This is a genomic window from Nocardia blacklockiae (assembly GCF_015477355.1).
Classification (GTDB): domain Bacteria; phylum Actinomycetota; class Actinomycetes; order Mycobacteriales; family Mycobacteriaceae; genus Nocardia; species Nocardia blacklockiae.
Window position 1 is genome coordinate 224,167 of the sequence record NZ_JADLRJ010000003.1, and the last position, 22,540, is coordinate 246,706.

Here is a 22,540-nt window from a genome sequence, read left to right on the forward strand (position 1 = left end):
CGCGGCCGCTCACGCGCTCACCGCAGGCTTCAGGACCTCCTCGCACCAGGCGCGGAAGGTGGTGGGGCTGGAGCTCCGCGGGGTGCGCGGCACGCCCAGATCGAGGCCGTCGTTCTTGGCGCGCATCATGTCGACGTAGCCCGCCACGAACGCGTCGCCGACGCCGCGTGCCACGAGGGTGGCGCGGAAGTCGTCGAGGGACTGCTGCCGGTGCGCGACCGGGCGCCCGAGCACCTCGGACATGATGTGCGCCAAATCGTTCGCCGACAGGTCCTCGGGGCCGAGCACGGGCACCTCGCCCGTCCCGGTCCACGAACGGTCGAGCAGGAGTTCCGCTGCGGCGGCGGCGATGTCGCGGGTGGCGACGATCGGCGCCTTGCGGTCGGGCACGGTGGTGTCGGTGAAGACGCCGTCGTCGCGAATCGAATTCGCTTGCCACAGTAGGTTGTCCATGAAGGTGGGGTTCGCGAGCGCGCGGTAGGCCACGCCCGCTCCGGCGATGAGGTCGTCCATGGCCAGCGACGCCGTCACGTGTCCGGCGCGACCCGCCGCGGGTGTGCCGCGGCCGACGGCCGAGACGCCGACGACGTGGCCGACGCCGTGCGCGGTGAACGCCTTGGCCGCGGGGCCGGTGAACCCGGAGTACGCGGCGTCCAGGCTCGGCGCTCCGGGATTCGGCGGCACCAGCCAGAAGACGGCGTCCGCGCCGGCGAAGGCCCGGTCGACGACCTCGGGATCGCCGTGCGAGCCGGTGACGATGTCGACGCGGTCGCGCGCGGAGTCGGGCAGTTTCGCGGGGTCGCGCACGATGACGCGGAGTTCTTCGCGATCCTCGGTGAGCAGCAGGTCCAGCAGGCGGCCGCCGATCTGGCCGGTGGGAGCGGTAATCACGATCATGGATTCAGTCTCGGTATCGCTGACCTGCGGCGTCCAATACCCTTCGCGCGCATTGATACCTTGAAGGCATGGATCTCGACCTGCGCAAGCTCCGCTACTTCGTGGCCGTGGCCGAGCATCGCCACTTCGGGCGGGCGGCCGAGCAGCTCTACATCGCCCAGCCCGTGCTCAGTCGCCAGATCAAGGCGTTCGAGCAGGAGCTCGAGTGCGAGCTGCTGGTGCGGACCACGCGCAGCGTCGAGCTGACCGAGGCCGGGCAGCAGCTCTACGAGGAGGCGCGGACGATTCTCGCGTCGGTCGGCGCGGCGGTGCAGCGCGTGCACGCCATCGATCGGGGCGTGCGGCGGCTCGGCATCGCCTTCGCGACGGGATTGCCTGTGTCGGAAGCGGTTCGGGCGTTCAGCGCGCGGTACCCCGACGTCGAGATCGACCTGGTGCCGGTGCGCTGGTGGGAGCAGGACGGCCCGCTGCGGGACGGCCGCGCCCAGGTCGGCTACCTGCGGCGACCGTTCGACGAGACGGGCCTGCATCTCATCCCCATCGGCACCGAGCCCCGGGTCGCCTGCCTGTCGCTGACACACCCCTTGGCCACCCGCACCGAACTGACTCTCGCCGACCTCGAGGGCCACCCCATGCTCGACGTCCCGAACCGCCGCACCTCCTCCATCGAGGAGAAGTTCGAACTCATAGCCTCCGGCCCCACCCTCGCCCTCGTTCCCCGCAGCGTCGCCCACGCCTACGCCCGCCCCGACCTCCTCCGCATCCCGGTCACCGACGCCCCCCGAGCCCAGACCTGCCTGGCCACCCCCGCCGCGAACCTCCGCGAAAAGCTGTCACGCGATTTCCTGGACATCGCCGCGGAGACATTGCGGCGCAACTGAATTCGGTGCCACCAACCTGGTGGGGTGTCAGGGGGCGTGGACGGTGGCGAAGGCGGACCAGAGGAGGGGGGAGTGGGTGATGGTGCCGGATTCTCGCCATGCGGCTAGGCGGGTGCGTTGCCAGTTCGACAGGGCGGCAATGGGGTTGGGGGTTTCGTGAGCGGTGTCTATTGCGCGGATTACGTCTTGGAGGGGCGTTGTCTCGGTGGCGTCGGCGAGGCGTTGGAAGGCGAGATCGGTGGGGAGGGGCCAGCGGGTGGCGGTGACCAGTTCCGCGCCGCTGTGGATGATGGCGGTGGTGAGGCCGAGGGCTTCGGTGAAGCGTAGGTCGCCGCCGCTTTCGCAGGCTATCAGCGCCACTCGGCTCGGCATGGGCCAAAGTTGCTGTCCCGCGATCGGTTCGGTGGCGAGGGTGTGAGTGCCCAGGAGGAGGTCTTTTGCCGAGAGGGGACGGTGGGTGCGTAGCGGGCGGGCGAAGCCGGTGGTGTCGGCGGTGCAGGCGAGGTGGAGTTCGGCGTTTTCGCTGCGGCCGGATTCCGGGGGTTCGGCGGTGACGTGGCCGACGTAGAGAAGACGTGCGGCACCCGCGCGGAGTGTCGTGCCGAGCCAGTCGCGGTCGAGGTCCGTGCGGCGAAAGGCCTCCAGCGGATTCTCGACGGCGGGCCGAAGGCATTGCCGCGCGGCGTATTCGGCCACGCGTTCGGTCAGTGGCGCATCGGGGGACATGCGGCCGAGGACGGAGCCGAGTGCGGAGTCCGCGCGGAAGCCCGGTACTCGCGGGTCGAGCACCGCTACCACCGGCAGGTCGCGGTCGGCGGCCCAGCTGCGCGCGGTGCGGTCGGGCGCGTGCGCGATGCTCGCGGGGGCGAGCAGGCTGAGATCGGCGATGTCGATCAGGCGCAGCGCCGGGTCCGGCGCGATGATCTCCCACGGCACCTGCGCGACGCGCGGCGACGGCTGCAACCGGATGTGCGGGCGGATGCCGCGCACGAACAGTTCGTGCAGTTGCACCGCGAGACCGTACGGCAGCAGCGCGCGGCTGAGCGCCTGTGCCAGTGTGTATTCCGTGTCGCGGTCGGCGAAAGCGCCTGCGGTGAGGGCGTATTCCAATCCGCCGGGGCGATTGGGGTCCGGCAGTGCCGCCGTCAGTCGGCGCACGGCTTCGTCGACGTCGGCCCCGGGCAGCATGCTCACGCCCCGCTCGGCGCTGTGGCCGACCCAGTGCCACGACATGTACAGGTCTCCGGCGTCGGCCATCCGCACGATCACGGTCGGCTGCTCGGCCTCGGTAACCACACTGTTCACGTCGGCACCACCCGGCCTTCCCGCACCGCCCGCCCGTAACGCTGCTCGGCAGCACTGATGTAGGCCTCCAACGCGATGTGCCCGTCCGGCGGCACCGACAGCCGCGGCGGCGGCGCGACCGGCAACCCGGCCGCCGCCGCAACCTGCGCCAACGCCGACCCGAGCCGCAGCGGCCCGGTGTCGGGGCGAGTGGATGTCTCGGCAGACGGCGGGTTGGGGTCGGCGGGAGAGGTTGGGTCGGTGGGTATAGGCATCGGGTCGAAAGGGAGGTGGGGCGGGCTGGCGTGAGTTAGGGCAGATTTGTCGGGCGTGGTTCCCGCGCAGGTGGTTTCGATGAGGTCGGCGAGGAGCTGGCCGTCGCCGCAGAGGTAGGCGAACCGGAAGGCGAGGCGGAGGGCGGGGGCGGCCATCTCGCGGTTCCACTGTTCGCGCTGGGTGCCGTTGGGGAAGCTGTAGCGGACGGCGTCGATGGCGAGGGCGGCGGTGACGGCGAGATCACGTGCTAGAGCGAGTATTTCGGCGGGTGGCGGTTCGACCATGTCGTCGATCACCATCTCCCACAGCGCCGCGTGCCAGAAATCGGTACGCGCGCAATGCAGGCCGAGGCCGCGCGCCGCGTAGACCGCGTAGGCCGCCGACAGGTGCGCCTGCCCGTCGCCGACCTCGCCGTGGGCGAAAGCCACTGTCGCCAAGCGGATTCGGACACCGGCGGCCTCGAGCACCGCGCCGGACTCCTCGAAACAGGCGAGGGAACGGCGGTACACCCGCTCGACATGCTCGAGGTCGCCGTGCCGTTCGGCGAGGAACGCCGTGAGCTGGAGTCCGAGCCCCGCTCGGTAGCCGAGTCCGGCCTGTTCGAAGAACCGCTGACTGGCTCGCAGGTGCGGCTCGGCGTCGTCGTAGCGGCCCAGGCGGGCGTACATCATGGCCAGTGTCTGCCGGGTCTCGGCCGCCCCGTGCACGTCTCCGGCGGCCTCGAAAGCCGCCGCGGCCTGAAGCGCGAAATCCAGTCCCAGTTCCCCGCGCCCGGCTTCGAAGTGCGCGGCCGCCAGATTGGCCAGTGGGTGGCCGCGCAGCCGCGGCGCGCATCGCGTTGCCACGTCCAGTGATTCGGTGGCCAGCTCGACAGCTCGGGCCCACCGCGCGCAATGGACCGCGACCGCGGCGTGGGACACCAGGCACGACACCCGCAGCGCGGCGAACTCGTCGTGTCCGGTGAGCAATGCGCGTGCCTGCTCCAACGCGGCCTCGGCGGCATCGAGGTCGCCGACGTGCTGCAACGCCTGGGAGTAGTTGACGAGCGTGGCCGCGCGCTTCTCCACGGCATCGTCCGGGATCTCCGTGAGCGCGGCGCGGAACGCGGTGAGCGCGCCCACGTGGTCACCCAGCTCGTCCAGCATGCTGGCCGCGTTGCTCAGCGCGCTCACCCGCACGCCGCCGGTAGTGGTCCGCGCCGCGTGCTCGAAAATCCGCAGGGCTTCGGCGGTTTCGCCCCGCCCGTGCGCCGCGGCACCTTCGTGCAGCAATTCAAGACCTGGCGGGTCGTCCTCGGCCGCCATCAGAAGTCCTCGTCCGAGGCCGCGGCGGCGACCTCGGCCCGCAGCGCCCAGCCGAAAGTATCCGCCCCTTCCGCAACTCCCCGCATCCGCCCAATCACGAAGTCCCGCACCCGCTGACGCTCCGCCGCGCCCTCCACGGCGGGGCGGCCGCTTGCGGGGGAAGAGGCGTCGGACGGTTCTACGTCACCCACGGGCAAACGCCCTACGCCGGGTACGTAGAGCACTACGCTCGCAACATCTTCCGCGTCCAGAGTGGCCGTCGCGCTCCATGTGTCGCCGGAGAGGCGCAGTGGGAGGTCCGCTGTGGTCGTGGTGGTTGTGACGTGGGCGCGAGGGTGCAGGTGGGCCGGGACGGTGGCCGGGATGTGCGGGGCGGCTACCGCGTGGACGGTGAGAACGGTGCTGCCGGAGTCGCGGGTGAGCTGCCAGGAGACGGCGTATTCGGAGGCGTCGAGGATGCCGGGCGGGCAATACCGCCAGTCCCAACCGGCGGTGCCCGTGGTGAGGACGAGGCCCGCGGGACTGTCGGCGGATGCGGGCCCGGCGGCCAGGGCGTAGTCCTCGGCTCGCCGAGAAGTCACAGGCGGAACGGCCAACTCGTCATGGGAAGGTGAAACACCCTGCGCCGGTACACCTTCGATCTCATCCACGATCAGGTCGCACTCGTCGGTGAGCGCCGCGATGTCCTGATCCAGCAGCCGCTGATCCAGCGCCGGGATGCCATCGATGGTCGACGCCGGCCACCACCGCGCCGCCCAGTGCGCGTAGCCGAGCCGCCGCGCATTCTCGACGAGCTCGGGCAGCGCCGGGTCTGTCGTCACCTCGCCGGACGAGCCGTCGTCCACGGCGAGGGCCACACCCGCGCCGTAAACAGCCCAGAGCCAATCCTGCGCGGCCACAGGGTCATACAGGACCGCGAACGGAACTTGTTGCCCCGCAAGCAGTCTCCACGACAGATGCCCACCCGCGACCTCGACCACGAGCGTATCCAGCGACCCGTCAGACAGTTCGGGCGACCCGGCAGGCGAGATCGTGACGACACCGTCCGCCTCGCGCCGCAACCACACCGTCCCGGGCATCACCCGGCCCTCGATCCCACCGAAGTCTCCAGCCCCGCAACCACATTCGCACTCAACGCCTTCTTCACCCCGGCGCGGTGATCGAGCACCACCGACCGCGCGACGCCGTCGAGCAGATCCCACAGCTCGTCGGCGCTCACCACCGCCACCTCCCGCACATCGCGGCCGTGCAGCCGCACCCATAGTCGACGCAGGTAGGACCGCCACGGCCGACGCAACTCGGCGGCGATCGCGGTCAGCGGGTTCGCGGGGTCGCCGGTCTCGTGCACCGCGAGCCGCCGCGCCCGCAGCACGTACGCCTCCCGCCGCCACCGCCCGTTGATCACCCGATGCGCCGCGGTCCCGCTCGTGTCCCACGGTTCGGGGAGCGGCGCGAGACCGCGCGCCAGGGCCACGCCCGCCGCGGCCGTCACCCGCAGGGACTCGTCGAGCAGCGCCCACGGCGCGCAACTGCGGGAGATCTCCGCGGTCACGAGTTCGGGAATGGTGGGCAGGTCCGCGCGATCGGTGGAGGCCTGCAGCACCGTGAAGACCCGTTCGTAGACAGTGCGATCGAACGGCAGCCCCAGCGTGGCGGTGGCGGCCGACGTGCCGAGCGTGGGCGCACGCGGCACCGGGTGCACGGTGAGCCCCAGCTCCCGCGCGGACTCGTTGTCCCACAAGCCGATTCCGGACGCGGTGCCCGCCCGCGCGGCGATCAGGGAACGCAGCACCCGGGCCGCTCCCGCGGACGAGTGTGCCCCCGCGCACGAGTCCAGCAGCTCGGTCAGCGCGGCGGTGTGGTCGGCGGCGGGGCCTCCGCGCGGCCGGTTTCGCCACGCGGAGTCCAGCATTGCCGCCAATTCGACCCGCAGGGTCAGGTCGGTGAGGTGCTCCCGCAGCGCCCGCGTGGTCCGGCCCGCCGCGACATCGTGCACCTCACGCAGCACGTGCTCCGCTAACTGCCTGTCGCGCAAGGCATCCGGCGGACCCGACCGGGTGGCCAGCTCGAAACAGCGCTGGAAGTACAGATCCTGCGGATGGCCCTCGGTGATGCGCAGTGCCCGCCGTGCCTGCTTGAGGACGGTGAACCAGGCGGCGGTGGCGCGCAGCACGTCCGCCGCGTCGCGGACCCGGGCGGTGAGCAGGGCCGCGCCCTCGGCGGTCAGCACCGGCCCGGCGCACTCGGGATGCTGGACCGGCCGGATCACCAGTGGGTCGAGGATCAGTTTCACGGTGCGGCGCAGCGGTCCGCCGTGGGCGCCGCTGAGCGCCTCGACGCCCTCGATACCGCGCCACGCCTCGTCGAGCACCATGGCGCGCGGTCGTCGCATTCGGCCAGGTTAGCCCACCAATGGCGATGGGGGGAGGGCCCGAAACCTGGGATCGGTAGGCGGCGAACGGTTCCTACCTTGAGCACAACGGCCCGACCGCGGAGCCGGAGCAGAACACAGCGAAGGAACGACAACCATGAACAGCAAGCAGATCCGCCGCACCGCCGCCGCCCTCGCCGTCGCCGGGCTGAGCGTGTTCGCCGCCGCCTGCGGCGACGATTCCCCCACCGCCGCCCCGTCCCCGACCCAGGCGACCGCCGCCCCGACCCAGGCCGCCGGCGGCCGGTCCGCGGCCCTGGTCGACGGCAAGGCGCTGGACGGCAAGTTCGAGACCACCTGCGCCAAGCAGGGCGGCGTGCTCGCCCTGGCGCTGACCGACATCGACAACGCCACCTACGGCCGGCTGAGCGTCAGCGCGACCCTGACCGACGACCACACCGTGCAGGCCGTCGGCATCGCGGGCAGCAAGGGCGGCTCGTCCGGGATGCCCTACGCCGTCGGCTACGGCAACGGCCAGCCCGGCGGCTCGGCCACGGTCGTCAAGGACGGCAACACCTACAAGGTCACCGGCGAGGGCGTAGCGGCCCCCGACATGAGCAACCCCCTCGCAGCCCCCGCCACCGCGAAGTTCGACCTCACCTTCGCCTGCACGACAGTCGTGAACGGCTGACCCGCCCCGCCGCCGAACACCCCGGCCCCGCCGGGGGTCGGCGTGCAGGTGTGGCCGAATGCCTTGATGCCCCCGGGGTTTCGGCGTGAGGGGTGGCCGAATACCCCGGGCCTTCTGGGCCGATGGGCCGGATGGCGCGGTGGGGGAGGGGCTTTGGTGTTACGGGACTATCGAGTCCACGTAGCCGCCGTCGACGCGCACTGCCGCGCCGGTGGTGGCGGAGGCGAGGGGGGAACTCAGGTATACGACCATGTTCGCGATCTCCTCGGGCTCGATCAGTCGTTGCAGCAGGGACTGGGGGCGGTGCTGCCGCATGAACTCGCGCTGCGCCTGGTCCCACGGGAGGGATTCGTCGACGAGTTCGTACACGAAACGCTCCACGCCGCCGGTGTGCGTGGGCCCGGCGATCACCGAGTTCACCGTCACACCGGTGCCGGCCGCCTCCTTGGCGAAGCCGCGGGAGACCGAGAGCAGCGCCGTCTTCGAGACGCCGTAGTGGATCATCTCGGCCGGAATCACGAGCGCGGAATCGCTGGCGATATTGAGCACCCGGCCCCAGCCCGCCCGCGTCATGCCCGGCAGCGTCCTGCGGATCAACCGGACGGCGGCGAGCACGTTCACCTCGAAGTAGCGCCGCCACTCGTCGTCGTCGATCTCCAAAGGCGCTGCGCTGCCGAAGATTCCGAGATTGTTCACCAGCACGTCCACGCCGGGGACGGCCGCCAGCACGGCGTCGGCCCCGGCGTCGGTGGTGACGTCGCCCGGTGCCTCGATCAGGTCGCGGTCGGGGGATTCGGCCCGCAGCTCGGCGACCGCCGCGGCGACGCCCTCGGCCCCGCGGCCGTTGACCGCCACCCGCGCGCCGGCGTCGGCGAGCCCGGCGGCGATCGCCCGCCCGATACCCTGCGTCGAACCCGAGACCAGTGCCGTCCGTCCAGTCAGATCGATGCGCATCCGCCCACCCTACGTCCGCCGCCGGGCCGCGCCGCCGAGGCGGAGCCGCGCGCTCGGCTCCCATCGCCGATCGCGCACACTGGGCTGATGGGACGGACACGACGGCCGGCGTGGAACGGATCGCCGCCGCGCGACGATGCGGACGCCAGGGCGCGGATCATCGATGCCGCGATGCGCTGCATCGACCGCCGCGGCGCGGGCCGGACCACGCTCTCCGACGTCGCGGCCGACCTCGGCGTCATCCGCCAGACCGTCTACCGGCACTTCCCCAGCACCGAGGACCTGTTCGAGGCGGTCGGCCACGCGGCGGTGGACAACTACCTCGACCACCTGCTCGATCACCTGGCGGGCGTCACCGATCCCGCGGACATGGCGATCGAGGCGATCGCTTACACCATCGAACGCCTCCCGCACGACCGCCACGTGAACTTGCTGCTGTCGGCGGGCCGCCCGGCGGCCTTCACCCGGGTGGCGATGAGCGACGCCGCGTTCGACGCCTGCCGGACCGCCTTCGACCGCTCCGACGTCGACTGGGCGGCCCACGGCTACGCGGGCGACCACCTCACCGAACTGATCGAATACCTGCTGCGCGTACTGCTCTCGTTCGTCACCGGCCCCACGGTCCGCCGCCGCGACGGCGTCGAACTCCGCCGTTTCCTGCGCCGCTGGGTCGCCCCCGCGCTGCCGGCCGACCGGGATTCGAAACAACCTGCGGCCCTTCACAATCCGGTCGGGTAGGTCTCCGGCTCGCGGGCCTGGGACCGCGGGGTGTGCAGGGGGCGGAGTTCGCTGGTGCGGTCCAGCCACAGGAAGGCGTCGTAGCGGTCGCCGAGGACGGTGGGTACGTAGTTGCCCCAGCGTTCGCGGTCCGGGTCGTAGACGACGCCGATGGCGCGGTGGCCGAGTTCGTCGGTGAGCAGGTCGGGGCGGTCGTCGCGCGGGTGGACGAACAACGCGCGATCCGGCGCGGTGCTGTGCAGGACCTCTTCCACGGAATCCGCCCGCGCGGGCGGTACCGGCATCTCGCGCGCGGGCGCGCCCCAGTAGTCACCGGCGACGACGCTGCCGCGGTGGGTGCCGAAGCCGATCAGCACCACCTGGTCCGCGCCGTACCGCTCTCGCGCGAGCTGCCCGATATTGACCTCGCCCGCGGCGGCCATCGAGGTGGCGCGGGCATCGCCGACATGCGTATTGTGCGCCCACACAACGGCTTTCGAGTCCGGGCCGTAGTGCGACAGCAGCCGGTCGAGGGTGCGGTCCATGTGCCGGTCGCGAATGTTCCACGACTCCCGGCCGCCGCCGATCATGGTCCGGTAGTACTGCTCGGCCCCGGCGACGACCTCCGCGTTCTGCCACGCGCCGAAGGCCTCGCCGCCGTCGCCCGCCGCGCGCTCGCGCAGCCGCACCAGCAGGTCGACGACCTCGTTCGCACACCCGGACGGCACGAAACGGGAAGCGCGCGCGTACTCCTGCGCGTCCCGGTAGGGCTCGAAGCAGCGGTAGGCCTCGAGCGCGGCCGGCACCTCGGCGGGATCGTGCTCGCGCAGGTGAACGAGTATCTCGTGCAACGATTCCCACAGCGAGTACACGTCCAGCCCGTGGAAGCCGACCCGCCGTTCCGGCTCCATACCTCGGTTCACGATCCGCAGCCAGCGGGCGAAATCGCAGACCTCCTCGTTGGCCCACATCCACGTCGGCCAGCGCACATAGGTCAGGAGCGCTTCGCGCGGATCGTCGGGCGCGCCGGACCCGCCGCGGACCGCCCGGTCCACCCGCGCGCAGTCGGGCCAGTCGCCCTCCACCGCGACGAACGAGAAACCCCGCTCGGTGATCAGCCGCTGGGTGAGCAGCGCCCGCCACCGATAGAACTCGTGGGTTCCGTGGCTGGCCTCGCCGACCATCACCACCCGCGCGTCGCCCACGCGGTCCAGCAGTTCGTCCAGGTCGCCCGCGTCGGTCAGTGGCGTGGCCAGCGCGGCGACCTCCTCTCCGTACCGGGACACGGCGATCACCTCACTGTCGGTGGCTGTCGCGGGCGACTACCCGGCCGCTCGCGCCGGAAACCGTCCGCAAACTTCACAACTTCGCCGATTCGCCGCCGCAGAACTCGGCATTTGCGGAGTGTTCTCGCCGCGCCGCCCGCTCGGTAGCGTGCGACAGACCGGCGAAAACTCATTCTCGAGAGGCTCCGACTGTGAAAAATCATCTCGTTCGCACCCGCCGATCGGCGGAGAATTTCCCGCGCGAACAGCATCTCGCGTGGCGGATCGCCGAGGTCGCCGCGGATCCCGTGGCGGTGGCTGCGGAGACGGCGGAGATGATCGTCAACCGGATCATCGACAACGCGGCCGTGGCCGCCGCCGCGCTCACCCGGCGTCCGGTCGCCAATGCCCGCGCCCAGGCGCTCGCCCATCCCTATCGACCCGGCGCGACGGTGTTCGGCGTCGGCGGCTCGTACTCGCCGGAGTGGGCGGCCTGGGCCAACGGAGTCGCAGTGCGGGAGTTGGACTTCCACGACACCTTCCTCGCCGCGGAGTACTCTCACCCCGGGGACAACATCCCGCCGATCCTGGCCGCCGCCCAGCACGCCGGGCGCTCGGGCCGCGACCTGATCCGCGGCCTGGCCACCGGCTACGAGATCCAGATCGACCTGGCGCGCGGAATCTGCCTGCACGAGTACAAGATCGACCATGTCGCCCATCTCGGCCCCGCCGCGGCCGCCGGCATCGGCACCGCACTCGGCCTCGACACCGAGACCGCCTATCAGGCCGTCGGCCAGGCGCTGCACACCACCACCGCCACCCGCCAATCCCGCAAGGGCGAGATCTCCAGCTGGAAGGCCTACGCCCCCGCCTTCGCCGGGAAGATGGCGATCGAGGCGGTCGACCGGGCCCTGCGCGGCGAGGGCGCGCCCGCCCCGATCTGGGAGGGCGAGGACGGCGTGCTCGCGCGGCTGCTGGGCGGGCCGGACGCGGAGTACACGGTGCCGCTGCCCGGTCCGGGCGAGCCCAAACGCGCGATCCTGGACTCCTACACCAAGGAACACTCGGCGGAGTACCAGAGTCAGGCCCCGATCGACCTGGCCCGCCGCCTGCGCGACCGCCTCGGCGACCTGTCGCAGATCGCCTCGATCGTGCTGCACACCAGCCACCACACGCACGTGGTGATCGGCACCGGCTCCGGCGACCCGCAGAAGTTCGACCCCGGCGCCTCCCGCGAAACCCTCGACCACTCGGTCATGTACATCTTCGCCGTCGCGCTGCAGGACGGCGTCTGGCACCACGAGCGTTCCTACGCACCCGAACGCGCCCGCCGCCCCGACACCGTCGAGCTGTGGCAGAAGATCTCCACCGCCGAAGACCCCGAATGGACGCGCCGCTACCACCGCACCGACCCGGCCGAGCGGGCGTTCGGCGCGCGCGCCGAGGTCACGCTGCGCAGCGGCGAGGTGATCGTGGACGAACTCGCCGTCGCCGACGCACATCCGCTGGGCGCCAGGCCGTTTGCCCGCGAGCAGTACCTCGCGAAGTTCCGCACGCTCGCCGAGGGCGTCGTCGCGCCCGCCGAGCAGGACCGCTTCCTCGAGGTCGCGCAGCGCACCCCCGAGCTGTCGGCGGCCGAACTGCCGCAGCTGAGTTTCACCGTGACCGACGACGTGCTCGCGCGGGCGCCGCGCCTGCCGAAAGGACTGTTCCGATGAGTGGGCTGCTCGCCGCGAACACCTCCGCCGCGGACAAGCGCGCGGCCTTCCGCGCGGGCCTGTCCTCGGGCCGCCTCCAGCGCTTGCCCGGCGCGTTCAATCCGTTGGTGGCCAAGCTGATTCAGGAGATCGGGTTCGAGGGCGTGTACGTCTCGGGCGCGGTGCTGGCCGCGGACCTCGGGCTGCCCGATATCGGCCTGACCACCCTCACCGAGGTCGCCGGGCGGGGGCAGCAGATCGCCCGGGTCACCGACCTGCCGGTTCTCGTCGACGCCGACACCGGATTCGGCGAGCCGATGAACGCCGCCCGCACGGTCACGGTCCTCGAGGACGCCGGACTCGCGGGCCTGCACCTGGAGGACCAGGTCAACCCGAAACGGTGCGGCCATCTCGACGGCAAGGCCGTGGTGCCGACCGAGGAGATGGTGCGCCGCCTGCGGGCCGCGGTGTCGGCGCGGCGCGACCCGGATTTCGTCGTCTGCGCCCGCACCGACGCCGCCGGGATCGAGGGCATCGACGCGGCCGTCGACCGGGCCCGGGCCTACGCCGACGCCGGCGCGGATCTCGTCTTCACCGAGGCGCTGCACACCGCCGCCGATTTCGAGCGGTTCCGCGCCGCCGTGTCGATCCCGTTGCTGGCCAACATGACCGAGTTCGGCAAGTCCGAGCTGCTGTCGGCGCGGACCTTGGAGTCGATCGGGTACAACGCCGTGATCTACCCGGTGTCGACGCTGCGGCTGGCCATGTACGCCGCGGAGGCGGGGCTGCGCGAAATCTTCGCCCACGGAACGCAATCCGGCCTGCTGGACCGGATGCAGCCCCGCAGCCGCCTCTACGAACTGCTCCGCTACGAGGCGTACACCGAATTCGATTCCGACATCCACACATTCACCCTGGGAAGGAACCAGTGATGACCCGGACCGAGATCCCTACCGTCGCCAAGGGTTTGGCCGGTGTCGTCGTCGACACCACCGCGGTGTCCAAGGTGGTGCCGGAAACCAATGCCCTGACCTACCGAGGCTACCCGGTGCAGGACCTCGCCGCGCACTGCGGCTTCGAACAGGTCGCGTATCTGCTGTGGCACGGCGAACTTCCGACCGATCGCGAACTGGAGCGGTTCTGCCAGCGGGAGCGCGCCGCCCGCCGCGTCGACCGCTCGCTGCTGTCGCTGGTCGCGAAGCTGCCCGACAACTGCCATCCGATGGACGTGATCCGCACGGCCATCAGCTATCTCGGCGCCGAGGATCCGGCCGAGGACGACAATTCGCCGCAGGCCAACCGCGCCAAGGCCCTGCGCATGCTCGCGGTGCTGCCCACCATCGTCGCGGCCGACCACCGCCGCCGCCACGGTCTGGACCCGATCGCCCCGCACTCGCATCTGGGTTTCGCGCAGAACTTCCTGAACATGTGCTTCGGGAAGGTGCCCGCGCCGGAGCTGGTGCGCGCCTTCGAGATCTCGCTGATCCTCTACGCGGAGCACAGTTTCAACGCCTCCACCTTCGCCGCCCGCGTGGTCACCTCGACGCTGTCGGACATCTACAGCGCCGTCACCGCCGCCATCGGCGCGCTCAAGGGCCCGCTGCACGGCGGCGCCAACGAGGCGGTCATGCACGACCTGCTCGAGATCGGCGACCCCGGCCGAGCGGAGGAGTGGTTGCGCGCCAAGCTCGCCCGGAAGGACAAGGTGATGGGTTTCGGCCACCGGGTCTACAAGAACGGCGACTCGCGCGTGCCCACCATGAAGCAGGCGTTCCACGACATCGCCGCCGCCACCGGCGGCACGCAGTGGGTCCGCATGTGCGACAACCTCGAACGCGCCATGGCCGCGGCCACCGGCCTCGCCCCCAACCTCGATTTCCCCACGGGCCCGGCCTATTACCTGCTCGGCTTCGACATCGAGGCCTTCACCCCGATCTTCGTGACGAGCCGCATCACCGGCTGGACCGCCCACATCATCGAACAGGGCGAATCCAATGCCCTGATCCGCCCGCTGAGCGAATACGTCGGCGTCCCACAGCGTTCCGTCGTCGCCTGACCCGCGCGCGCGGCAGGATCTCGGCTATCGTCGAACGGCCGCACGCACGCGAGGCAACGGCACCGCACCGCGATGATCACCAGGGAGCACGTCGGCCATGAGCACCGCCTCACCCCTCCTCAGCATCGGTCTGCTCGTCGCGGGGGCGGCGGTCGGCTTCCTCCCCACCTACGCGCTGGAGCGGGCCAAGCAGCGCCACGCGCTGCGAACCCGCTGGGACGTACCGCTTTTCGAGCTGTGCAAGGAGTTCACCGGCACCGCCCGCCAGCTGGTGCACCTCGCCGGGCGGATCGACCGGGACGGCGACCCGGCCGAGCGGCTGGCGCTGCTCGAGGACAAGCACCGGGAACTGCGGGCGCTGTTCGAACAGCTCCGCCTGCTCGGCGGCAAACCCTTGCAGGAGTCCGGCCGCCTGATGATCCACCACTGCTGGGCCGTGCGCGCCGTCGCCGAGGGCAAGCCGGATCCGCGGGCCGACGACTATCCCGGAACCACGCCGGACAGTCGCGTCGCCGATGCCACCCGCGCCTTCTTCGCCGCCGCCCGCACCCAGCTCGGCGTCCCCGAACCGGATGTGGCGCTGCCGGATCCGCTGACGCACCGGCGCAAGCCGGAGGCCGCGGCACCGCAGGAGACGCCCCGGGCGTCGTGAACGGCGCTACCGAGCGACCCGGCCGCGCCCGCTCAGGGCGTCCAGAGTTCGGCGTGCGGCAGGTCCGCCAGCCGTTCGGTGACGGCGTCGTCCACGCGGACCTCGACGCCGCGCCGGGTGAACTCGGCGGCGACACCCGCGGCGACCGTCGGGCTGGCCCGATAGTCCAGAACGGTTCCCCCGTAAGGGAATCGCAGCTGCAGGTGCACGGTCTCGGTCATGCCGGTCGAATCTCCAGGGTCTCGTGGTGTCTCGCGGCCCGCGTCGACGTACCGGGCCCGCCGCCGAACGCGGAAACGCTACATTAGACAGCCGTGTCCGTCCAAGTGACCGGAAGCTCGTGCACACCATAGATATTCATGTCGGTCCGGAGCGGCACCTCCGACGCGGGCACGGCGAGCGCGAGGGTCGGGAACCGCCGCAGCAGCCCCGCGAAACCGGCGCGCATCTCGATGCGGGCCAGCTGCTGGCCGAGGCACTGGTGCACGCCGTGGCCGAACGACAGGTGGCCGCGGGCCTTGCGGTGCGGGTCCAGGGTGTCGGGGTCGTCGAAGCGGCGGGGGTCGCGGTTGGCGGCCAGCAGCGAGACCACCACGGTCGACCCCGCGGGGATCGTCTCGCCGCCGAGTTCGATGTCCTCGGTGGCGTAGCGGTAGAAGATGTCGGCGACGGTCAGATACCGCATGAGTTCCTCGACGGCGTCGGGGATCAGCTCCGGGTCGGCCCGCAGTGCCGCCAGCTGCTCGGGGTGCTCCAAGAGCGCGAAGGTGCCCAGCGCCAACATGTTCGCGGTGGTCTCGTGGCCCGCGAGCAGCAGCAGGAAGGCGATGCCGGTCAGCTCCTCGATGCTCAGGTCCGCGTCGCGGGCCAGGTCGGAGAGGATGTCCTCGCCGGGCTCGGCGCGCTTGCGGGTGACCAGTCCGGCCAGGTAGCTCATCATCGCGCCGTAGGCGGCCATCTTCTCCTCCAGCGGCTGTTCCCGGATCAGGAACTTGGCGGAGTTGACCTGGAAGGTCGCCCGGTCCTCGTAGGGGACGCCGAGCAGTTCGCAGATCACCAGCGACGGCAGCGGCAGCGCGAACTCCCGCACCAGGTCGACCGGCGGGGCCAGCCGCGCCAGCGCGTCCAGCTGCCGCTCGGCGATCTCGACGATGTGCTCCTCGAGCTGCTTCATGCGCTTGACGGTGAAGGTGCCGATGAGCTTGCGGCGCAACCGAGTATGGTCCGGCGGGTCCATGGCGATGAACAGTCCGGGGATCTGCGGGGAGGGCTCGGTGGCCGCGGGCAGGTCGGCGGGCGCGTCCAGCGCGTGCACCACGCCGATGTCCTGCCGCGAGCTGAACCGGGTGTCGACCATCACCGCGCGGACCTCCTCGTAGCCGGTGACGAGCCAGCCCTCGTGGCCGTCGGGGAAGATCAGCGGGCTGACCGGGCGCGCCTCGCGCAGCCGGGTGATCTCGGTGGGCGGGTCGAAGGGGCCGGCGTCGCGGTGGGTGGGCAGGCCGTGGGGGACGGGAACGGTCGAGGTCATGGTGATTCCTTCGGTGGTGCTGCGGATGGGTGTCGTGGTGATCAGGCGAGGGTGAGGGCTCCGGACGGGCACACCTGGACGGCGTCGCGGACGTCCGGCGCGAGGTCGGGGGCGCGCTTCAGCAGCACTCGGCCGTCCTCGTCGTCCTGGTCGAAAGTGCCGGGGGCGGTCAGCACACACATGCCGGCGCCGATGCAGCGCTCCCGGTCCACCTTGAGTTCCATCGGGGTTCTCCTTCTGCTCTGCTAGACGGCGGTGGCGTGCCGGACGATGACGTTGCCGTAGGAGTTGCGGGCGTAGACCTGCACGACGTCCTCGTCCGACGCGGGCCGGGCGGCCGGTGCCATCAGGTTCCGCACGGTGCCGTGCGTGGCGTCGACCTCCAGCCGGGCCGCACTGCCGGGCCGGATGCCCACCTCCAGCTCGCCCATGGACGTCTCCAGCCGCAGCACGCCGCGCGCGGCCTCGCCGATGCGGATGTCGCCCTTGGCCGCCTTCGCCGTCACCGCGCCGAGCGGGCGGTCGATCGTGATGTCGCCGGCGGCGATCTCGAGATCGCACCGGCCGACCTCGCCGGTCGCGACCAGCCGGCCCACCCCGGCGGTGCCCGCGAGCCGCGACCCGGTCGGCACCTCGATGGTCACCTCGATCGAGGGGTTGCCGCCGAACGGCGTGTAGGTCCGCCAGTCCTTCGGCGTCCGCACGGTCAGGGTGCCTTCGGCGAAGTCCACCCGGGTCTGTTCGGCGGCGCGCACGTCGCCCTTCTTGGTCGCGTCGGCCGCCCGGACCGCGACGACGGTGTCGGCGCGCTCGGAGGCGACGACCGTGACCGTGCCGGACAGGATCTCGACGGTGACGGCGATCGGTTCGGGGGTGGCGAAAGTGGGCATGACTGGGCTCCTTCGGTCTGGCATCGGTCGGTTCACGCGGCGGCTCGGGGCGGTCGCACCGGGTGCCGTGCTGTGCATGGGACTACAGTCGCCGGTCCCGCTGATACCGGCCTGACACCGCCCTGACACGCCCGCCGACGCGGCCGCCCGCGCACTCACGGCAGAATGGTCCGGTGCAGATCGGAATGCTTGGACCGCTCGACATCCGAGCAGCAGACGGCAAGGCGATAGCGGTACCGGGTGTGCGGTTGCGGGCGCTGCTGATCGCCCTCGCGCTCGAACCCGGCCGCGCCGTCTCGAAATCCGTTCTGGTGGACTGGATCTGGGGTGAGCAGCCGCCCGCCGACGCGGCGAACGCGTTGCAGGCGCTGGTCTCCCGACTGCGGCGGGTGCTTCCGGACGGGTCGCTCGACGCGCAGGCGGGCGGCTACCGCCTGACCGTGCCGCCGAGCGCCGTCGACGCCGTGCGTTTCGAGCACCTGCTCGACCAGGCCCGCGGCGGCGACGACCGGCACCGGGCCGAACTGCTGCGCGAGGCCGTCGATCTGTGGCGCGGCACGCCGATGCAGGACGTCGACCTCCGCGACAGCGAGGCCGCCGACGCGGTGGTCACCCGGCTCGAGGGCCTGCACCTGGCCGCGCTCGAAGACCTCTACGAGGCCGAGGTCCGGCTGGGCCGGGGCCCGGAACTGGTCACCGAACTGACCGAGCTGGTGGCCAGGCACCCCGTGCGGGAGCGCCTGGTCGCCGCGCTGATGCGAGCCCTGGGCACCGCGGGCCGCGCCGCGGAGGCACTGCAGGTCTACCAGCGGGCCCGCGAAGCGCTCGCCGACACCCTGGGCGTGGACCCCGCACCGGAACTGTCGGAATTGCACGTCGCGCTGCTGCGCGGCGAGGTGGGCCCGCGCGAGAGCGACCGCACGACCAACCTGCGCGGCGAATTGACCCGCTACATCGGCAAATTCACCGATGTCGCCGCCGTCCGCGAACTCATCGCCGAGCATCGGCTCACCACGCTGACCGGGCCCGGCGGCTCGGGCAAGACCCGGCTGGCCGTGGAAACCGCGCAGACCATGCTCGACGACCTCCCGGACGGGGCGTGGCTGGTGGAGCTGGCGTCGGTCGGCGCGAGCGGCGATGTGGCGAACTCGGCGCTGGCCGCGCTCGGCCTGCGGGACACGCTGCTGGGCGGCGTGCCGAACGCCGAACCGATGGACCGGCTCGTCGCGGCGCTGCGCGACCGCGAGACCCTGCTGATCCTGGACAACTGCGAGCACGTGATCGATGCCGCCGCGGCCTTCGCGCACCGCGTGCTCGGCGAGTGCCGGCGGCTGCGCATCCTCGCCACCAGCCGGGAACCGCTCGGCATCACCGGCGAGGCGATCTGGCGGGTCGAGCCGCTGACGCTGCCCGCCGAGGACGCGAGCCCCGAGGAGATCGAGTCCGCCCCGGCCGTGCAGCTCCTGCGCGACCGAGCGGGCGCGGTGCGCAAGGAACTCGCGACCGATCCCCGCAGTCTGCCGACCATGGCGCGCGTCTGCCGGGCGCTCGACGGGATCCCGCTGGCGATCGAACTGGCCGCGGCGCGCCTGCGCACCATGTCCCTCGAACAGCTTGCCGACCGACTCGACGACCGGTTCCGCCTGCTCACCGGCGGCAGCCGCACCGCGATCCCGCAGCACCGGACGCTGCGCGCGGTGGTCGACTGGAGCTGGGAGCTGCTCACCGACGCCGAACGCACGGTGCTGCGCCGGCTCGCGGTGTTCTCCGGTGGCGCGAGTCTGGCCGCGGCGGAACAGGTCTGCGCGGACGGTCCGGAGGACGAAACCGCCGCGGTCGAATCGTGGGAAGTGCTCGAGCTGCTGACCGCGCTGACCGAGAAGTCGCTGCTGCGCACCGCGGGCGACAGCGAACCCCGCTACCGCATGCTCGACACCATCAAGCAGTACGCCCGGGATCGCCTCGACGAGGCAGGGGAGTGGGAACGCACTCGGCGCGCGCACCTGGCCTACTTCACCGGCCTCGCCGCCACCGCGGAACCGCTGTTGCGCCGCGCCCAGCAGCTGGAGGCCCTGGCCACACTCGACGCCGAGCACGACAACATCGCCGTCGCGATGCGCGGCGCGCTCGCCGCCGGCGACGGGACCGGCGCGCTGCGGCTGGCCGCGGCCGCCGGCTGGTACTGGTGGCTCGGCGGATACAAGGCCGAGGGCGAGGAACTGGTCACCGCGGCCGCCGACCTGCCCGGCGAGGTGGACGACGGCACCCGCGCCACGGTGTACGGGCTCGTCGTGCATTTCGGCAGTTCGGGACGCAACGGCGAGGCCCAGGTGGAGAAGTGGATCCGCAAGGCGTACGAGGTGAGCCGGGGCGTGCGGGCCGAGCATCCGGCGACGGCGTTCCTGCCCGCGCTCGAACGGCTGCTGCACGGGCCGAGCGAGTACCTGCCCGCGTTCGAGGCGCTGCTCACCGACGACGACCCCTGGGTGCGGGCGCTGGCCCGGCTCCAGCTGGGCAAGATGCGCGTGGTGCTGGGCCGGGTGGGGCCGGAGACCGACGGGTACTTCGAGACGGCGCTCACCGAATTCCGCGCTCTCGGCGAGCGGTGGGGCATCTCGTTCGCGCTGACCGAGCTGGCCGACCTGATTGCCACGCGCGGCGAATTCGCTGCCGCCTGTGCGCTTTTCGAGCAGGCCGGGGCGGTGGTGGCCGAACTGGGCGCGACCGAGGACCTGGTGGGACTGCGCTCGCGGCAGGCGCAATTGTATTGGCTGGCAGGCGATCCGGACGCGAGCGCGGCCGCCCTGGCGGAGGCGCAGCGGTGCGCGGACCGGGTGGCCTGGTCGGGCGCGCTGGTCGAATTGGCCATCGCCAAGGCCGAATTGGCGCGGTGGCGCGGCGACATCGCGGAATCCTACGAGCAGCTCGAGGCGGCGAGCGGCGTGCTCGACGGGGAGACCGAGCAGCCGCACACCCGCGCGACCATCCACAGCCTGCGCGGCCTCCTCGCATCCGACCTCGACCGGGCGCGCGCCGAACACGCCGCGGCGTTCCGGATCGCGTCCGAACCGGTGCACGCGGCCCTGATCGCGCAGATCGTGCTCGGGGTCGCCGATCTGGCATTGCGCACCGAGGACACCGAGCAGGCCGCGCGGCTGCTCGGGGCCGGTGCCCGGGTCCGCGGTCTGGACGATCGCTCCCAGCCGGACGTCACCCGGATCCAGCAGACGGCACGACACCGCCTCGGTGACCAGAGGTTCACCGAGGCGGTGCGGGAGGGATCGGAATCGGACTGGCGGGAGCTGGTCGCGGCTACGCTCGCTTGCTGAAAGTGGCCCGGGACCATAGGTATCCGACGATCGCGAAACCCGCGCACCAGGCCAGCGCCGCGGCGGTGTAGCCGCCGGACGGGTGCCCGCCGAGGAAGCCGCGCAGGGCCTCGATGATGGGCGTGAAGGGCTGGTACTGCGCGAACTGCCGCACGCCCTGGCCCATCTTCTCCGCCGGCACGATCGCGCTGCTCAGGAAGGGCAGCATGATCAGCGGCACCACGCTCATGCCCGCGGCCTCCGGGGTCTTCGCGGCCATGCCCAGCGCGACCGTCAGCCAGGCGGCCGCGAAGGAAGTGGCCGCGATGACGCCGAGGGCACCGAGCCAGTGCAGCGCCGTCGCCGGCGACCGGAAGCCCAGCGCGAACGCCACGCCGAGCACCGCCGCGACGGCGATCAGGTTGGTCAGGATGGTCGCCACCACGTGCCCGGTGAGTACCGCGCCGCGGGAGACGTCCATGACCTTGAACCGGTTGATGACGCCCTTGGACATGTCCGAACTCACCGAGACCGCCGTGCCCGACAGGCCGTAGCTGATGGCCAGCAGGATCAAACCCGGTGTGGCGTAGTCGATGTAGTCCCCGCCGACGTCGAAGGCGCTGCCGAAGACGTACACGAAGATCAGCATCATCACGACCGGCATGAGTGCCGCGTTGAAGACGGTGACGGGGGTGCGGACGATGTGTTTGAAGTTGCGCCGCAGCATGATCGAGGAATCGGCCAGCGGTGCCGTGATGGTGCTCATTGTGCGATCGCCTCCGTGGTCGCGTGTCCGGTGAGGGAGAGGAAAACGTCGTCGAGATCGGGGGTGTGGACGGAGACCTCCTCGGCCTCCAGGGAATACGCGTCGAGCCGGTCCAGCAGCTGGCGCAGCGATCTGGTGCCGCCGTCGCCGGGCACCCGCAGGGTCAGCGCGTCGTCGTCGCGGGTGCCGCCGGGCAGTGCCCGCGCCGCCGCGTCCAGTTCCGCGAGGTGGGCGAAGCGCAGCCGGACGTGGCTGCCGGGAACGCGGCGCTTGAGGTCGGCGGGCGTGCCTTCGGCGACGAGGCGGCCCTGGTCGAGCACGGCGATGCGGTCGGCCAGCTGATCGGCCTCCTCGAGGTACTGGGTGGTGAGGAAGATCGTCACGCCCTCGTCGGTCAGGCTCCGCACGATCTCCCACATCGTGCGCCGGCTGCGCGGATCCAGGCCCGTGGTCGGCTCGTCGAGGAAGACGATCCGCGGCTTGGTGACCAGGGTCATCGCCAGGTCCAGCTTGCGGCGCATGCCGCCGGAATAGGTCGCCGCGCGCTTGCCCGCCGACTCCGTCAGCTCGAACCGCTCCAGCAGGTCGGTGATCACCCGCTCGGCCGCGGCGGCCGGCAACCGGTGCAGGTCCGCCATCAGCCGCAGGTTCTCCGCGCCGGTCAGCACGTCGTCGACCGCCGCGAACTGGCCGGTCACGCCGATCGACGCCCGCACCGCCTTGGTCTCGGTCGCGATGTCGTGGCCGGCCACCCGCGCCGTGCCGCCGTCGGCCTTCAGCAACGTGGTGAGCACGTTCACCGTGGTCGTCTTGCCCGCCCCGTTCGGGCCGAGCAGGGAGAAAATGGTCCCGGCACCGATGCTCAGATCGATGCCGTCGAGGATCGTCTTGTCCCCGTAGGCTTTCCGCAGCCCCGAGGCCGCGATCGCTGTGTCGTTCATGACCACACTGTCGGCGTCCGGGCTGATACCGCCCTGACACCGTCCTGACATTCCCGCTG

General features: G+C 71.5%; 21 protein-coding genes. 8 read left to right on the plus strand and 13 right to left on the minus strand.

Going from position 1 to position 22,540, the window contains the following annotated elements; translation table 11 throughout:
- Positions 1–9: 9 nt before the first annotated feature.
- Entirely contained in the window at positions 10–897 is an 888-nt protein-coding gene (locus IU476_RS10555) for an NAD(P)H-binding protein (RefSeq protein WP_195099047.1), read from the minus strand.
- A 68-nt stretch (positions 898–965) separates the two neighbouring features.
- Between IU476_RS10555 and IU476_RS10560 the strand changes: the two genes are divergently transcribed.
- On the plus strand, positions 966–1,778 hold the full coding sequence (locus tag IU476_RS10560) for a LysR family transcriptional regulator (protein ID WP_195099048.1): 813 nt from the start codon (positions 966–968) through the stop codon (positions 1,776–1,778).
- 27 nt (positions 1,779–1,805) lie between these two features.
- On the opposite strand, the gene IU476_RS10565 is transcribed toward IU476_RS10560, so the two are convergent.
- The 4 genes from IU476_RS10565 to IU476_RS10580 are packed head-to-tail and all read right to left on the minus strand — an operon-like array spanning position 1,806 to position 7,016.
- Positions 1,806–3,035: a CHAT domain-containing protein gene (locus IU476_RS10565; RefSeq protein ID WP_195099822.1), complete on the minus strand. Its 1,230-nt coding sequence runs from the start codon at positions 3,033–3,035 to the stop codon at positions 1,806–1,808.
- Between the two features lie 44 nt (positions 3,036–3,079).
- On the minus strand, positions 3,080–4,642 hold the full coding sequence (locus IU476_RS10570) for a tetratricopeptide repeat protein (protein ID WP_195099050.1): 1,563 nt from the start codon (positions 4,640–4,642) through the stop codon (positions 3,080–3,082).
- Complete coding sequence (locus IU476_RS10575; RefSeq protein WP_228823467.1) at positions 4,642–5,721, minus strand: hypothetical protein; 1,080 nt, start codon at positions 5,719–5,721, stop codon at positions 4,642–4,644. Before IU476_RS10575 ends, IU476_RS10570 begins: the two co-directional genes overlap by 1 nt.
- On the minus strand, positions 5,721–7,016 hold the full coding sequence (locus IU476_RS10580; RefSeq protein ID WP_195099824.1) for a hypothetical protein: 1,296 nt from the start codon (positions 7,014–7,016) through the stop codon (positions 5,721–5,723). Before IU476_RS10580 ends, IU476_RS10575 begins: the two co-directional genes overlap by 1 nt.
- A gap of 154 nt (positions 7,017–7,170) precedes the next feature.
- Between IU476_RS10580 and IU476_RS10585 the strand changes: the two genes are divergently transcribed.
- Positions 7,171–7,704 carry a lipoprotein LpqH gene (locus tag IU476_RS10585; RefSeq protein WP_195099053.1) on the plus strand — a complete coding sequence of 178 codons (534 nt, stop codon included), beginning with the start codon at positions 7,171–7,173 and terminating at the stop codon, positions 7,702–7,704.
- A 159-nt stretch (positions 7,705–7,863) separates the two neighbouring features.
- Here the strand turns inward: IU476_RS10585 and IU476_RS10590 are convergent, their stop codons facing one another.
- On the minus strand, positions 7,864–8,658 hold the full coding sequence (locus IU476_RS10590; RefSeq protein ID WP_195099055.1) for an SDR family NAD(P)-dependent oxidoreductase: 795 nt from the start codon (positions 8,656–8,658) through the stop codon (positions 7,864–7,866).
- Positions 8,659–8,745: 87 nt separating this feature from the next.
- Between IU476_RS10590 and IU476_RS10595 the strand changes: the two genes are divergently transcribed.
- The gene (locus IU476_RS10595; protein WP_195099057.1) at positions 8,746–9,396 is read left to right on the plus strand and encodes a TetR/AcrR family transcriptional regulator; all 651 of its coding nucleotides are present in this window, start codon (positions 8,746–8,748) and stop codon (positions 9,394–9,396) included.
- Here the strand turns inward: IU476_RS10595 and IU476_RS10600 are convergent.
- Positions 9,378–10,661 (minus strand): erythromycin esterase family protein, encoded by a 1,284-nt coding sequence (locus tag IU476_RS10600; RefSeq protein WP_324193997.1) that lies wholly within the window; start codon positions 10,659–10,661, stop codon positions 9,378–9,380. The two genes, IU476_RS10595 and IU476_RS10600, sit on opposite strands and share 19 nt — an antisense overlap.
- Before the next feature lie 191 nt (positions 10,662–10,852).
- Between IU476_RS10600 and prpD the strand changes: the two genes are divergently transcribed.
- From prpD to IU476_RS10620, 4 genes are all read left to right on the plus strand, one after another.
- Complete coding sequence (prpD, locus tag IU476_RS10605; protein WP_195099059.1) at positions 10,853–12,358, plus strand: 2-methylcitrate dehydratase PrpD; 1,506 nt, start codon at positions 10,853–10,855, stop codon at positions 12,356–12,358.
- Positions 12,355–13,269, plus strand: coding sequence for a methylisocitrate lyase (gene prpB, locus IU476_RS10610; RefSeq protein WP_195099062.1), 915 nt, complete (start codon positions 12,355–12,357; stop codon positions 13,267–13,269). Before prpD ends, prpB begins: the two co-directional genes overlap by 4 nt.
- A complete protein-coding gene (locus IU476_RS10615) occupies positions 13,269–14,393 on the plus strand; it encodes a bifunctional 2-methylcitrate synthase/citrate synthase (protein ID WP_195099064.1) in 1,125 nt (374 codons plus the stop codon). Before prpB ends, IU476_RS10615 begins: the two co-directional genes overlap by 1 nt.
- 97 nt (positions 14,394–14,490) lie before the next feature.
- On the plus strand, positions 14,491–15,045 hold the full coding sequence (locus IU476_RS10620; protein WP_195099066.1) for a hypothetical protein: 555 nt from the start codon (positions 14,491–14,493) through the stop codon (positions 15,043–15,045).
- Positions 15,046–15,077: 32 nt separating this feature from the next.
- Here the strand turns inward: IU476_RS10620 and IU476_RS10625 are convergent, their stop codons facing one another.
- The 4 genes from IU476_RS10625 to IU476_RS10640 all read right to left on the minus strand — a co-directional run bounded on the left by IU476_RS10625 (position 15,078) and on the right by IU476_RS10640 (position 17,466).
- Positions 15,078–15,266, minus strand: coding sequence for a hypothetical protein (locus IU476_RS10625; protein WP_195099069.1), 189 nt, complete (start codon positions 15,264–15,266; stop codon positions 15,078–15,080).
- An 83-nt stretch (positions 15,267–15,349) separates the two neighbouring features.
- Positions 15,350–16,576, minus strand: coding sequence for a cytochrome P450 (locus IU476_RS10630; protein WP_195099071.1), 1,227 nt, complete (start codon positions 16,574–16,576; stop codon positions 15,350–15,352).
- Positions 16,577–16,617: 41 nt separating this feature from the next.
- A complete protein-coding gene (locus IU476_RS10635) occupies positions 16,618–16,800 on the minus strand; it encodes a ferredoxin (protein ID WP_195099074.1) in 183 nt (60 codons plus the stop codon).
- Positions 16,801–16,821: 21 nt separating this feature from the next.
- Entirely contained in the window at positions 16,822–17,466 is a 645-nt protein-coding gene (locus tag IU476_RS10640; RefSeq protein ID WP_195099076.1) for a DUF4097 family beta strand repeat-containing protein, read from the minus strand.
- A gap of 173 nt (positions 17,467–17,639) precedes the next feature.
- Here IU476_RS10640 and IU476_RS10645 point away from each other — a divergent pair, with 173 nt between their 5' ends.
- Positions 17,640–20,795: an ATP-binding protein gene (locus IU476_RS10645; RefSeq protein ID WP_195099079.1), complete on the plus strand. Its 3,156-nt coding sequence runs from the start codon at positions 17,640–17,642 to the stop codon at positions 20,793–20,795.
- On the opposite strand, the gene IU476_RS10650 is transcribed toward IU476_RS10645, so the two are convergent.
- Positions 20,779–21,540 carry an ABC transporter permease gene (locus IU476_RS10650; protein ID WP_195099081.1) on the minus strand — a complete coding sequence of 254 codons (762 nt, stop codon included), beginning with the start codon at positions 21,538–21,540 and terminating at the stop codon, positions 20,779–20,781. The two genes, IU476_RS10645 and IU476_RS10650, sit on opposite strands and share 17 nt — an antisense overlap.
- Positions 21,537–22,481: an ATP-binding cassette domain-containing protein gene (locus IU476_RS10655; protein ID WP_195099083.1), complete on the minus strand. Its 945-nt coding sequence runs from the start codon at positions 22,479–22,481 to the stop codon at positions 21,537–21,539. Before IU476_RS10655 ends, IU476_RS10650 begins: the two co-directional genes overlap by 4 nt.
- Positions 22,482–22,540: the final 59 nt, after the last annotated feature.

Coding starts and splice junctions, on each gene's coding strand:
- IU476_RS10585 (WP_195099053.1), top strand. CDS start 7,171: ATGAACAGCAAGCAGATCCGCCGCACCGCCGCCGCCCTCGCCGTCGCC.
- IU476_RS10620 (WP_195099066.1), top strand. CDS start 14,491: ATGAGCACCGCCTCACCCCTCCTCAGCATCGGTCTGCTCGTCGCGGGG.
- IU476_RS10650 (WP_195099081.1), bottom strand. CDS start 21,540: ATGAGCACCATCACGGCACCGCTGGCCGATTCCTCGATCATGCTGCGG.
- IU476_RS10625 (WP_195099069.1), bottom strand. CDS start 15,266: ATGACCGAGACCGTGCACCTGCAGCTGCGATTCCCTTACGGGGGAACC.
- IU476_RS10575 (WP_228823467.1), bottom strand. CDS start 5,721: ATGCCCGGGACGGTGTGGTTGCGGCGCGAGGCGGACGGTGTCGTCACG.
- IU476_RS10590 (WP_195099055.1), bottom strand. CDS start 8,658: ATGCGCATCGATCTGACTGGACGGACGGCACTGGTCTCGGGTTCGACG.
- IU476_RS10560 (WP_195099048.1), top strand. CDS start 966: ATGGATCTCGACCTGCGCAAGCTCCGCTACTTCGTGGCCGTGGCCGAG.
- IU476_RS10630 (WP_195099071.1), bottom strand. CDS start 16,576: ATGACCTCGACCGTTCCCGTCCCCCACGGCCTGCCCACCCACCGCGAC.
- IU476_RS10570 (WP_195099050.1), bottom strand. CDS start 4,642: ATGGCGGCCGAGGACGACCCGCCAGGTCTTGAATTGCTGCACGAAGGT.
- IU476_RS10580 (WP_195099824.1), bottom strand. CDS start 7,016: ATGGTGCTCGACGAGGCGTGGCGCGGTATCGAGGGCGTCGAGGCGCTC.
- IU476_RS10655 (WP_195099083.1), bottom strand. CDS start 22,481: ATGAACGACACAGCGATCGCGGCCTCGGGGCTGCGGAAAGCCTACGGG.
- IU476_RS10595 (WP_195099057.1), top strand. CDS start 8,746: ATGGGACGGACACGACGGCCGGCGTGGAACGGATCGCCGCCGCGCGAC.
- IU476_RS10565 (WP_195099822.1), bottom strand. CDS start 3,035: ATGGCCGACGCCGGAGACCTGTACATGTCGTGGCACTGGGTCGGCCAC.
- IU476_RS10555 (WP_195099047.1), bottom strand. CDS start 897: ATGATCGTGATTACCGCTCCCACCGGCCAGATCGGCGGCCGCCTGCTG.
- IU476_RS10615 (WP_195099064.1), top strand. CDS start 13,269: ATGACCCGGACCGAGATCCCTACCGTCGCCAAGGGTTTGGCCGGTGTC.
- IU476_RS10635 (WP_195099074.1), bottom strand. CDS start 16,800: ATGGAACTCAAGGTGGACCGGGAGCGCTGCATCGGCGCCGGCATGTGT.
- prpB (WP_195099062.1), top strand. CDS start 12,355: ATGAGTGGGCTGCTCGCCGCGAACACCTCCGCCGCGGACAAGCGCGCG.
- IU476_RS10640 (WP_195099076.1), bottom strand. CDS start 17,466: ATGCCCACTTTCGCCACCCCCGAACCGATCGCCGTCACCGTCGAGATC.